The organism is Candidatus Pedobacter colombiensis (assembly GCA_029202485.1).
GTDB lineage: Bacteria > Bacteroidota > Bacteroidia > Sphingobacteriales > Sphingobacteriaceae > Pedobacter > Pedobacter colombiensis.
This window is the reverse complement of the sequence record CP119313.1, coordinates 4,996,166-5,008,079: the sequence shown is the minus strand read 5'-3', so window position 1 is coordinate 5,008,079 and position 11,914 is coordinate 4,996,166. Positions and strand designations below refer to the sequence as shown.

Annotated in this window: 12 protein-coding genes; 6 read left to right on the top strand and 6 right to left on the bottom strand. The window is 40.3% G+C overall.

The features are described from left to right. The first annotated feature begins 5 nt into the window (after positions 1–5). Genes argB through argH form a run of 4 tightly spaced genes read left to right on the top strand, consistent with a single transcriptional unit; the run spans position 6 to position 4,045 of the window. Positions 6–797 carry an acetylglutamate kinase gene (gene argB, locus P0Y49_20820; GenBank protein ID WEK19222.1) on the top strand — a complete coding sequence of 264 codons (792 nt, stop codon included), beginning with the start codon at positions 6–8 and terminating at the stop codon, positions 795–797. A gap of 2 nt (positions 798–799) precedes the next feature. Continuing rightward, the gene (proC, locus tag P0Y49_20815) at positions 800–1,618 is read left to right on the top strand and encodes a pyrroline-5-carboxylate reductase (protein ID WEK19221.1); all 819 of its coding nucleotides are present in this window, start codon (positions 800–802) and stop codon (positions 1,616–1,618) included. A 5-nt stretch (positions 1,619–1,623) separates the two neighbouring features. Beyond that, positions 1,624–2,691, top strand: coding sequence for a M20 family metallo-hydrolase (locus tag P0Y49_20810; protein ID WEK21817.1), 1,068 nt, complete (start codon positions 1,624–1,626; stop codon positions 2,689–2,691). A gap of 22 nt (positions 2,692–2,713) precedes the next feature. Next, positions 2,714–4,045: an argininosuccinate lyase gene (argH, locus tag P0Y49_20805; GenBank protein ID WEK19220.1), complete on the top strand. Its 1,332-nt coding sequence runs from the start codon at positions 2,714–2,716 to the stop codon at positions 4,043–4,045. A 59-nt stretch (positions 4,046–4,104) separates the two neighbouring features. On the opposite strand, the gene P0Y49_20800 is transcribed toward argH, so the two are convergent. From P0Y49_20800 to P0Y49_20790, 3 genes are all read right to left on the bottom strand, one after another. Continuing rightward, positions 4,105–5,685 carry a peptide chain release factor 3 gene (locus P0Y49_20800; protein WEK19219.1) on the bottom strand — a complete coding sequence of 527 codons (1,581 nt, stop codon included), beginning with the start codon at positions 5,683–5,685 and terminating at the stop codon, positions 4,105–4,107. 197 nt (positions 5,686–5,882) lie between these two features. Then, positions 5,883–6,143 (bottom strand): hypothetical protein, encoded by a 261-nt coding sequence (locus tag P0Y49_20795; protein ID WEK19218.1) that lies wholly within the window; start codon positions 6,141–6,143, stop codon positions 5,883–5,885. A gap of 554 nt (positions 6,144–6,697) precedes the next feature. Beyond that, on the bottom strand, positions 6,698–8,059 hold the full coding sequence (locus tag P0Y49_20790; protein ID WEK19217.1) for a hypothetical protein: 1,362 nt from the start codon (positions 8,057–8,059) through the stop codon (positions 6,698–6,700). Between the two features lie 302 nt (positions 8,060–8,361). Here P0Y49_20790 and P0Y49_20785 point away from each other — a divergent pair, with 302 nt between their 5' ends. Next, positions 8,362–9,072 carry an SAM-dependent methyltransferase gene (locus P0Y49_20785; protein ID WEK19216.1) on the top strand — a complete coding sequence of 237 codons (711 nt, stop codon included), beginning with the start codon at positions 8,362–8,364 and terminating at the stop codon, positions 9,070–9,072. Here P0Y49_20785 and nadD read toward each other — a convergent pair. The 3 genes from nadD to P0Y49_20770 are packed head-to-tail and all read right to left on the bottom strand — an operon-like array spanning position 9,069 to position 11,090. Beyond that, positions 9,069–9,641, bottom strand: coding sequence for a nicotinate (nicotinamide) nucleotide adenylyltransferase (gene nadD, locus P0Y49_20780; GenBank protein ID WEK19215.1), 573 nt, complete (start codon positions 9,639–9,641; stop codon positions 9,069–9,071). The genes P0Y49_20785 and nadD overlap by 4 nt on opposite strands. A 9-nt stretch (positions 9,642–9,650) precedes the next feature. Continuing rightward, a complete protein-coding gene (gene gmk / locus P0Y49_20775) occupies positions 9,651–10,220 on the bottom strand; it encodes a guanylate kinase (protein WEK19214.1) in 570 nt (189 codons plus the stop codon). 6 nt (positions 10,221–10,226) lie between these two features. Then, positions 10,227–11,090 carry a YicC family protein gene (locus tag P0Y49_20770; GenBank protein ID WEK21816.1) on the bottom strand — a complete coding sequence of 288 codons (864 nt, stop codon included), beginning with the start codon at positions 11,088–11,090 and terminating at the stop codon, positions 10,227–10,229. Positions 11,091–11,203: 113 nt separating this feature from the next. Here P0Y49_20770 and P0Y49_20765 point away from each other — a divergent pair, with 113 nt between their 5' ends. Further along, positions 11,204–11,914: a hypothetical protein gene (locus tag P0Y49_20765; protein WEK19213.1), complete on the top strand. Its 711-nt coding sequence runs from the start codon at positions 11,204–11,206 to the stop codon at positions 11,912–11,914.

The following is an 11,914-nucleotide window of genomic DNA, read 5'->3' as shown; positions in this document are numbered from 1 at the left end:
GGCTTATGAAGAAGAAGCTCAACGTAATTAAAATTGGTGGTAATGTAATTGATGATTCGGAAAAGCTGCATCAGTTTTTACTGGACTTCACTGCGCTTCCGGGCGACAAGATTTTAATTCATGGTGGTGGAAAGATCGCTACAGAATTGGGCGTTTCGCTTGGTGTAGAAGCCAAAATGGTTGAGGGTAGACGCATTACCGATATAGAAACACTCCGTGTGGTAACTATGGTGTACGCTGGACTAATCAATAAAAATATGGTAGCCCAGTTACAGGCAAAAGGTTGTAATGCAATAGGACTTACCGGTGCAGATGGCAACATTATAAAAGCCGTGAAGCGGCCTGTAAAGGATATTGATTATGGTTTTGTGGGTGATCTGGATGCTTCATCTGTTTCCACTAAAACGCTGTCTAGCTTGTTGAACGCCGGATTGGTACCTGTACTTTGTGCCATCACACATGATGGGGAAACACAGCTTTTAAATACCAATGCAGATACCATCGCTTCGGCAGTGGCAGTTGCCATGTCTGACTTATATGAAACTTCATTGATCTATTGCTTTGAAAAACGGGGGGTAATGCGCGATATAGACGACGACAATTCATTGGTGACAGAGATAAAGATGGAGCAATTTGACACTTTAAAAAATGAAGGTGTGGTTTCTGGAGGAATGATTCCTAAATTGCATAATGCCTTTGAAGCCATAAAAAGCGGCGTATCTGCTGTTTATATTGGAAAAGCAGATGAATTGCCAAAGATTAATGGGAATAATTTCGGAACCAGATTAATTAAATAATTATGAACAAGTTTAAAGGTAGCATTGCAATTTTAGGAAGCGGAAACATTGGCATTTCTTTAGCCAAAGGTTTAGTTAAATCTAATTATGCAGAACCCGGACAGATCAGTTTAACCAGAAGAAATATTTCGGGGTTAAGCGCACTGGCCGAGCAAGGTTTTGTGGTTAGTGATGACAATGCTGCCGTAGTTACAAATGCCGATATTGTTGTTTTAGCTGTATTGCCGCAACAATTGAACAACTTGTTATCACAAATAGAATCCGTTGTCGATGCTAAAAAACAAGTGTTTATCTCTGTTGCATCGGGCGTAAGCTGTATAGACATCAGAAGCAAATTAGGTGAAAATGTACAGGTGATCAGGGCGATGCCCAATACTGCAATCGCTATTGGACAGTCTATGACCTGTGTGGCTACAGATAATGCGACCACAGAGAATGTTGAAGAGGTAACCAGAATGTTTGAAACCGTAGGTTCTGTGGTTAAAATCAACGAAGATCTGATGACCTCGGCCACAGCTTTATGTGCTTGTGGGATCGCCTTCTTTTTAAGAGCCATCAGAGCGGCATCGCAAGGTGGAGTAGAGATTGGTTTCCATGCCGATGAAGCATTAAAAATGGCGGTGCAAACCGCTAAAGGTGCTGCCGATCTGTTGTTGCTGATGCAATCACATCCAGAGCAGGAAATTGATAAGGTAACTTCGCCTAAGGGCTGTACCATAGCTGGATTAAACGAGATGGAGCACAATGGCTTCAGCTCATCATTAATAAAAGGAATTAAACTCTCAGCAAATAAAGCAGGTGCTTTATATACAAAAGAATAGATATGATGATAGCGGAACTGCAAAACGATAGTTTAGAGTTGCTGAAACAATTGATCAGTATTCAATCCTTTAGTAAGGAGGAGGATAAAACAGCTGATGCGATTGAGCTTTTTTTGCAGCAGAGAAATATAAAAACCAATCGCAAGCTGAATAATATATGGGCATATAACAAGCATTTTGATGCGGCTAAGCCGACGGTGCTGTTAAATTCGCACCATGATACCGTAAAGCCAAATTCGGGCTATACGCGCAATCCTTACGACGCAGCGGTTGAAGATGGTAAATTGTATGGGCTAGGTAGTAATGATGCCGGAGGATGCCTCGTATCGCTTATAGCGACCTTTCTTTATTATTATGATCAGGAAGGATTAAATTATAACATTTGTTTGGCTACTACAGCCGAGGAAGAGATATCAGGTAATGATGGTTTAGAGTGCGTGCTTCCTGATTTAGGCGAGCTGGAGTTTGCCATTGTGGGTGAGCCTACACAGATGAATCTGGCGATTGCCGAAAGAGGATTGTTGGTATTGGATTGTACCGCTCATGGAAAAGCAGGTCACGCGGCACGTGAAGAGGGCGATAATGCCATTTACAAAGCATTAAAGGATATCGAATGGTTCCGTAACTATCGTTTTTCTAAAGTGTCTGACATGTTCGGCCCTTTAAAAATGTCCGTTACCATTATCAATGCCGGTTCTCAGCACAATGTTGTACCTGCTACCTGTACTTTTACAGTTGATGTGCGGGTAACAGATGCTTATACAAATGAGGAAGTGTTAAAGATCATCCGTACAAATGTGGATTGCGATGTGGAGCCTCGTTCGATAAGGTTGAAACCTTCATCTATTGATAAAGCACATCCAATTGTGCAGGCAGGACTTGCCTTAGGCCGTACTACTTATGGTTCGCCAACAACATCTGATCAGGCTTTATTAAGTATTCCTTCGGTAAAGGTCGGTCCCGGCGACTCTGCCCGGTCGCACATGGCTGATGAATATGTGTATGTGAATGAAGTTGAAGAAGGTATTGAGCTTTATATCGCAATGCTGAAATCGGTAGTTGGGGGCAAGTAGATTAAATTTTAAAAATTGATACATGAAGATCTGGCAAAAAAATATTGATGTAAATAAGGATATTGAAACCTTTACGGTGGGTAAAGACAGGGAGCTGGATTTGGAAATGGCAGCTTTTGATGTTTTAGGCTCTCTTGCGCACGTAGAAATGCTGGAAAGCATAGGTTTGCTTACCGCAGATGAACTTGCAGAGATCCAAAAAGAACTTAAAAATATTTATGCTGAAATAGCGGCCGGAAAGTTCGTTATTGAAGATACGGTTGAAGATGTACACTCGCAGGTAGAGTGGTTGCTTACCCAAAGAATAGGGGATGCAGGTAAAAAAATACATAGCGGACGCTCACGTAATGATCAGGTCTTGGTTGATCTGAAACTATATTTCAGAAGCTGTATCGAAGAGATGGTGGGCAATACCAATGTGTTGTTCGGACAGTTGATTTCGTTAAGTAATACTCACAAGGATAAATTGTTGCCGGGATATACGCACTTACAAATCGCCATGCCTTCTTCGTTCGGCTTATGGTTTGGTGCTTATGCCGAAAGTCTGGTGGATGATATGGAGCTGATGCTGGCTGCCTGGAAAATCTGCAACAAAAATCCTTTGGGCTCTGCTGCCGGTTATGGTTCTTCGTTTCCGTTAAACAGAACGATGACCACTGCTTTGCTGGGCTTTGAACGCTTAAATTATAATGTGGTTTACGCACAGATGGGCAGGGGCAAAACAGAAAGAATTTTGGCACAGGCCATGTCGTCTGTTGCTGCATCTTTAGCAAAAATGGCGATGGATGTTTGTCTGTTCATCAATCAGAATTTTGGGTTTATCAGCTTCCCTGACGAATTGACTACGGGGTCGAGCATTATGCCGCACAAAAAGAACCCGGATGTATTTGAGCTGATCCGCTCACGTTGCAATAAGATCCAGGCATTGCCAAATGAGATTGCTTTAATGATAACCAACCTGCCTTCAGGGTATCATCGCGATTTGCAGCTGTTAAAAGAGAATCTTTTCCCTGCAATCACCTCATTAAACGAATGTCTGGAAATGACCACTTTTATGCTTCAAAATATTACCGTAAAAGACAATATTCTGGATGATAAAAAGTATGCTTACTTGTTTAGCGTAGAAGTGGTAAATGAGCTGGCGTTAAATGGTACTCCCTTTAGAGAAGCATATAAAATAGTTGGCGAATCTATTGATAATGGCACTTTTGCTCCTGGAAAAGCGGTACACCATACCCATGAAGGAAGTATAGGAAACCTTTGCAATGCAGAGATTGAAGGCATGATGACAGAGGTGTTGTCGCAGTTTAAATTTGAGAAAACACATCAGGCTATCGCGAAATTGTTAGCGTAGCGGGATTATATTGTCATAAAAGAGGGCCGCTATCATTTCTTGTGATAGCGCCCCTTTTGTTATTTAAACTCCGATGTTTTATGGAATTCAATATCAGGATAATCTCGCATGGTCATATTGATCATGAACTCATTGTCAGCAAGATAAACCGGGTTACCATCTTTGTCTTCACCAATATGCGCTTGTTTCCTTTTCAGGAATTCAGCAAGTTTAGTCTTGTCTTTCGAAGTTACCCAGTTGGAACGGGTGTAACTAAGCATTCTAAATGCCGCTTTAGCACCATACTCATGCTCCAAACGGAAGGCAATTACTTCAAATTGAAGCTCACCTACAGCTCCAACCACCTTACGATTTCCAGGTTGCATGATAAACAATTGCGCTACCCCTTCCTCAGTAAGCTGTTGTATGCCTTTCTCCAGCTGTTTTGTTTTTAATGGGTCTCTGTTCTCCAACTCCTTAAATATTTCGGGAGAGAAGCTAGGAATGCCCTTAAATTGAAGTTTCTCGCCTTCAGTAAGCGTGTCGCCTATTTTAAAGTTTCCACTGTCATAAAGACCTACCACATCACCCGGCCATGCTTCTTCAACAATGCTTTTTTCGTTGGCCATGAAATCCATCGGGTTAGAGAATTTCAGTTTCTTATCCTGACGAGTGTGGTAATAAAATTTATTACGCTCAAACTTGCCCGAACAAACCCTTAAGAAGGCAATTCTATCTCTGTGTTTTGGATCTAGGTTGGCGTGGATTTTAAATACAAATCCCGAAAAGTTCTTTTCTTCTGCGGCCACCTCCCTTTGTTCGGCCTCACGTCCTTTTGGACTTGGGGCAATATTGATAAAGGTATCCAGCAATTCTTTGATACCAAAGTTATTGATGGCACTACCAAAAAATACTGGTGCTAACAATCCTTCAATATACATGCTTTTGTCAAGGTCGCCATAAACGCCGTGTACAAGCTCCAAATCACTTTTTAAACCATCAAGTTCCTTCGGTTTTAAAAACTTATTCAGGTTTTCATCATTAAGGTCGTTAACTTCAATTACCGGAGCACTGATTTTTGATTTATCAGGTTCAAACAGGTTTAAATGTTTGTTGTATATGCTGTATACGCCTTTAAAAGTATGCCCCTGACCAATTGGCCAGGATAAAGGACAAAGGCTAATGTTTAACTTACTTTCAATCTCGTCTAACAAATCGAAGGTATCTTTACCTTCACGGTCCATTTTATTGATAAAAATGATTACCGGAGTGTTCCGCATTCTACAAACAGACATTAGCTTTTCTGTTTGCTCCTCAACCCCTTTTACACAATCCACAACAAGAATTACGCTGTCTACTGCTGATAAGGTACGGTAAGTGTCTTCCGCAAAATCTTTGTGGCCTGGCGTATCTAAAATATTGATACGCTTGCCGCTGTATTCAAACCCCATTACAGAAGTGGCTACAGAGATACCACGCTGTTTTTCAATTTCCATAAAATCGGAAGTATTGCTTTGGTTGGCCTTGTTGCGTTTTACCGCTCCAGCCGTATTAATGGCACCGCCAAAAAGCAGGAATTTCTCTGTTAGGGTTGTTTTACCGGCATCGGGGTGACTGATAATGGCAAATGTTTTTCGTTTTTCTATTTCTGGGTGAATCATAAAGAATTAAGCCTGTGCGTTCAACGCGGCTGCAAAGATAATTATAATATATAAAAATAAGAGCCTGGGTATTCCACGTGGTCCACACATCCTTCACACCAAACCCAAAAATGGGTACTTTTTTGTAAAGGATGTGTGGGTTATGTGAGGACAATGGGTGTGCTATAGCCAATTACCGATTTCGATAGATGTAGAGTCTATTTGTTTTCATAGAGGATGCTTGTTGCCATAATCATAGGATGAAGATGTTCATAGAAGGCGATCAAATTAGCTCGTTCTACATTGTTTAAAAATTCTTTTTTAGTATAAAAGCTTTGTTTTATCATTTGGCGAAGGTAATCAAGACTATCGTCGAGTGAATAATCAGCAAAAAAAGATTTTAAGACTTCGTTGGCAACGGCTTGTTGCTCAGCTTTGGTGCCGGATGGTCTTTTGTGTAGATACTGTTCGTGATTCATATGCTCATTTTTAAAGTTAAAAAAATGAGTCTCCGGGGGTTTAGGTTTGCTTGTCCTAACCTTCATTTCTTAAATGAAACGAAGGTGAACTATAGCAGGCTCAATGTAAAACCATATCCTCTCGTGCTTCTGACGGCCTTGAACCTACGGATTACAATAGAGCCCATAACGCTATAGTGCACCTTCAAAAGTACAACAATATTTGTTACGGGCATTAATCTATTGTCTCAGTTCACTGTTGTCAGAATTTGAGAGGTGAGACTCTAATTAATACCTCATTAAGAAGTAAGTGATATGTTGTGCTGTTTCTTTATTTCATTGGCTTTTTTTTAGTTGTTTTTGTTTGATTAATCTTTTTGGTTTGCCCTTATTTATAGAGCTATGGTGTTTGTTTAAAGATAAATAGAATATTTAAAATAAACACAATTTCCAATAAATAAATTAATGGCATTGATCAGTGAAATTTTAATACGCATTTTGATATTTTGAGCGTTTGGCAAATAAAAAGGTGCCCTGGTTGGGGCACCCAATTATAATAAAAATGATTTGTTCGGCTACTCTCTTCCAGTACGTGTTGGTCTTTCCCCGCCACCTTGGTTACCTCTACCGTCATTACTTCTTTGAGGTTGTTGTTGGGGCTGTACTCGCTCCGGTCTTTGTTGCTGTGGCTGAGGTTGCTCCTGTCTTTGTGGGCGCGGTGCTTCTGGCCTTTGTTGCTGCGGCTGAGGTGCTGGTCTGCTTTCCTGACGTTGAGGTTGTTCCTGTCTTTGTGGACGCGGTGCTTCAGGTCTTTGCTGCTGCGGCTGTGGAGCCGGTCTGCTTTCTTGACGCTGAGGCTGTTGCGGCCTTTGCGGGTGAGTTACTTGCGGCCTTGGCTGCGGCTGTGGTTGAGGCTGTTGCACAGGCGCTTGTTCCTGACGTACTGGACGCTCTACTTGTGGCCTTTGAGGTTGAGTCGTTCCCGGATTGTGAGGCATCTCAGGTCTGCCAGGCCTTGTATTGTTGCCTTGTCCAGGTCTTGTAGTTCCAGTTGGAGGTGTAACACCCGGCCTATTTGTATTTCCTTGATTTTCACCTCTCGAAGGACGACCTGTTGCTGGCGCTCCATTACCGCCAGGGTTTCTGGTACCTCTTATCACAGTAGCTCCTTCTTGTTGAATAGCTTGTTTTGGCCTCGCATTTGCATTATTATTCCCTCTGCTGGGTCTTGGTGTGTAAATGTTTAGACTGTTTCCACTAATGTTGGTTCTGCTCGGTCTACCGGTATTATTTAAATTATAAACCCTTACATCCTGCCTGGTAGCACGTCTGATATCATCAGCTCTTGGACCAGTATAATAAGTTCTTCTGTTGCGTACATAAGTATTATTAATAATGGTGGTATTGTTTATGTAAACTGTATTTCTGTTCGAATAATACCTTGGGAAACTGCTGCCATAGATATTTCTTTGCGGAATAAATACCCACCATAAAGCAGGGATGCTAAAGCTGATGTCGATGCCAGGCCCCATTGGTGCCCATCCATAATAACCGTCACCACTTCTCCAACTTACCCATGCAGGTCCCCAAACAGTATCAGGAATCCAAATCCATTGGCCGTAACGGTTATAAACCCATCTTCCATAGTGAAATGGAGCCCAACCCCAATCGTAATTAGAGACCCAGGTATTGCCATATTCGGTCATTACCCACCGTCCATTTGTATAATAAGGTCTAAAATCTCCCTGTTGCTCTACGTCTGGTCTCCAAACGTATCCATATTGTGGATCTTGAATCCAGGTTCCATAAGGAGAGAGGTCATCATAAAAAGATTGTAAAGACACATCTTCTCCTTGTGCCATAACCTTTTGTGTTGTTCCGGTTAACATGAGCATTAGCCCAAGTACTATAGCCGGTAATTTGATCATGTTTTTCATTTTGTGGTTTTTAATTTTCCTAACACCTTTATCTTATCAATTTGAGTTCCAAAAACAAGTAAAAGTTTAGTATGTCCACTAAAATATTACATTGCGATGTTTCTATGTGTCCTAATTAAATTTGTCTATCTTGTGCTTAGGCCTATTTTAATTTAAAAATACAGTATACAATTTACGAATTTTCTTACAATTAAAACAGGTTTGTTCATTAAGATTATTTATAGCCTATACTATTTAAATGAGGAAATGTGCGCTTTACCGCTAATAATTCTCTTCTTTTGCATATAAAATCATAATTACGAATGACAAAAGGTACATTATTTCTTATCCCCGTTCCTCTGGCAGAAAATGCAGCACAAAAATCTTTTACTGCATTTCTTGGAGATACCATCAACGCTTTAAGTGTTTATATTGTTGAAAATGAGAAAACTGCCCGTAAATTCTTAAAAGAAGCTGGAATAAAAATTCCGCAAAGTGATTTGACCATCCATGATTATGGAAAACATAAGCGCAATGACTCTATGGTGCCTTATTTTAAGGAACTGATGACTGGAAAAGATGTGGGCCTGATGAGTGAGGCGGGATGTCCGGGAGTTGCTGATCCGGGTGCGGATGTAATTCTGGAAGCACATAAACGTGGTATAAAGGTAGTGCCTTTAGTAGGGCCAAGCTCTATTTTATTGGCTTTAATGGCATCAGGATTTAATGGGCAGAGCTTTACCTTTAATGGTTATCTGCCAATAGATAAGGTAGAAAGAGGAAAGCGCATTAAAGAGCTGGAACAATTGGCGCAGACTAAAAAACAAACCCAGCTGTTTATTGAAACGCCATTCCGCAACAACCACCTTTTCGAAGATATTCTTAAAAATGCAGCCGCACAAACCCTACTTTGTATTGCCTGCAACTTAACAGGAGAAGATGAATTTGTAAAAACAATGTCGATCGGTCAGTGGCGTCAGGAACGGATTGATCTCCATAAAAAGCCTACTATATTTTTGATATACAGAACCTAGCGGTACATATTTTTGCTGTCGATAAATGAAAGTACTTTGTCTGGAACAAAGTACTGTACATTTTTTCCAGCTGCAATCCCCTTACGGATAAAGGTCGAGGAAATGTCCATTTGAGGAGTTTCTGTAATGTGGATGGAGGGGTGGTCTGCCCATTCCGTCAAATCTACCCCCGGTCTGGGATAGACAAAAATCTCGTAGTTTTTTAAAATAACCTCGTAGTTTTTCCACTTTTTAAAAGAGGCGAGGTTATCTGCACCCATAATCAGCGCAAACTCTTTTCCTGGATATTTTTCCTGTAAATAGGTTAAAGTATCAACGGTATAAGAGGGCTGGGGTAGGTTAAACTCAATATCACTGACTTTAATCTGATCGGATGTTTCTGTCGCTAATTTTGCCATTTCCAGCCTATCGTACATATTCGAAAGGCCGTTTTTGTTCTTTAACGGGTTATGTGGCGAAACGACCAGCCATACTTCTTTAAGCCCGGAAAAAGCGGCCATGTAATTGGCTATAATTAAATGGCCAATGTGGATGGGATTAAACGAGCCAAAGAAGAGTCCGGTTTTCATCAGTCTATACTATTGATTTATAAAATCACCAACCAATTTTTCAGCTTCAAGACAAGCCGTATGTAAATCGAAGTTTTTAAGGATCACATCAAACTTTTCAGCATAGGCCAACTCTTTTTCGGCTTTTGTAAAGCGTTCCTGAAGCTTTTCGGCACTATCAGTACCTCTTCCTGTTAAACGTTCCTTTAAGACCTCCAATGAGGGCGGCTGAACAAAGATAGCTAGTGCATCCTTTTCATATTTGCGTTTTAAGCGTAAACCACCTTCAACATCAATATCAAATATAACATGCTGGTCATTGTCCCAGATGCGTTGAATTTCCGACCTTAAAGTACCGTAAAAAGTTCCGCTGTAAACTTCTTCAAACTCTACGAACTCCTGACGGGCAACCCGGTGAAGGAAATCTTCTTTAGAAATAAAATAATAATCCTTTTCGTTTTTTTCATCACCACGAGACTCGCGTGTAGTGGCAGAAATGGAGAAACTTAAAGAGGGAAACTTCGTAAGCAAATGTTTAACGATAGTGGTTTTACCTGCTCCCGACGGTGCAGAAAATATAATTAGTTTACCTTGTTTCATTGGTACTTACAAAACGTTTAATAATTGTTCTTTAATCTTTTCCAGCTCCTCTTTCATTCCAACAACCAATTGTTGAATCTGGGCATCATTGGCTTTAGCACCCATGGTATTGATCTCGCGGCCAATCTCCTGAGAGATGAAACCTAGTTTTTTACCATTGGCATCCTTGCTTTTTAGCGTGTCAGTAAAATAATCACAATGACTTCTTAAACGGATCTTCTCTTCGGTGATGTCTAATTTGTCAATATAATAGATCAATTCCTGCTCTAAACGGTTCTGATCAACGTTAATTTTACCTACGTTTTCTTCTAAAAATTGGTTTAAACGGGCTTTGATTAATGGTATTCTAAGGGGTTCTAATTCTTCAATCTGGCTAAAAAATCCAAGGATATTTTTAATTCTAAGTTCTAAATCCGCTTTTAAAACGCTTCCTTCGTCTTCTCTAAAACGGTTAAAGCCAGTCAGGGCTGTGTTAAAAGTATTGTTTAGGATAGTCCAGTCATTTTCACTTACCTCATCCTCAACATAGCTAATTACGTCAGGAAAATTAAGTACAGCTTGCAAAAGATTACTTGAATTTGCACCGAGGTTGATATTGATTGCTTCCAGCTCCTTGTAATATTTACTCAATAAAGCAGCATTGATGGTGGCACCTTTTAAAGCTTCTTCACCACGTTCGATATTTATAGAAACACTAACTTTTCCGCGTTCTATTTCTTTGCTGCAAACGTTGCGCAATAACAATTCTTTGTCCGAGAACGCTTTAGGGAGCTTTAGATTAAGCTCTAAAAACTTACTATTTAAGGATTTTATCTCTACAACGAATTTTACATTCTGATGATCTGTAGAGGCCAGGCCGTATCCTGTCATTGATTTTATCATGTGCAAAGATATAATTTATTGGCTTTCTCTGCCCATTTAACTTTTTTTAACTAAGGTAATTACTAAACAATGGTTAATTTTACATGAATAAATAACTTACAATGAAGTTTAATTGTTTAAATATTGTACTGTTTTGGGCATTTTTTCTGATTTCCGCTCCTTGTGTTTTTGCGCAAGATTTTTTATTGGGTGGGGTTGTATTTGAAAAAGGAACTTCAAATCGCATTGCGGCCTCAGAAATTATCAATAAGCGAAGCGGCTTCAGTGTGATGAGCAATGATTTTGGTTTGTTTCAGATCAAGGCGGCGGTGGGAGATACGCTTTTGGTCATTAAAAGAGAGTTTTCTGATGCTGAGGTTATGGTGACCGGTAACAAGGATATGCTGATTTACCTGGAACGTGGGAGAATGCTGAAAGAGGTAAATATCAGCGGGCAAACTAAAAAACAGGAACTGGAAGAGCTGAAAACAGATTATAGAAACAAGGGCTCCTTTTATCAAGGTAAACCACCTTTCCTTGCTTATTTATTTAAGCCCTTAACCGCTGTTTATGAGCTGTTGGGCAGGACACCCAAGAATGCCAGACGATTTGGACGCTATTATGAAACCGAATTACAGCAGAGCAAGATTGACGGTTTCTTTAACGAGTTTTTGATACAAAACAATACTGACCTGAAAGGGGCGGATTTGGAAAAATTTATGCTGGACTACAGGCCTGAGTACGAAAAGGCAAAAAACTGGACACAATACGATGCCATTAAACACATCAGGGACTCGTACAAAAAATATACAGATACGCTCAGAAAAAATTAA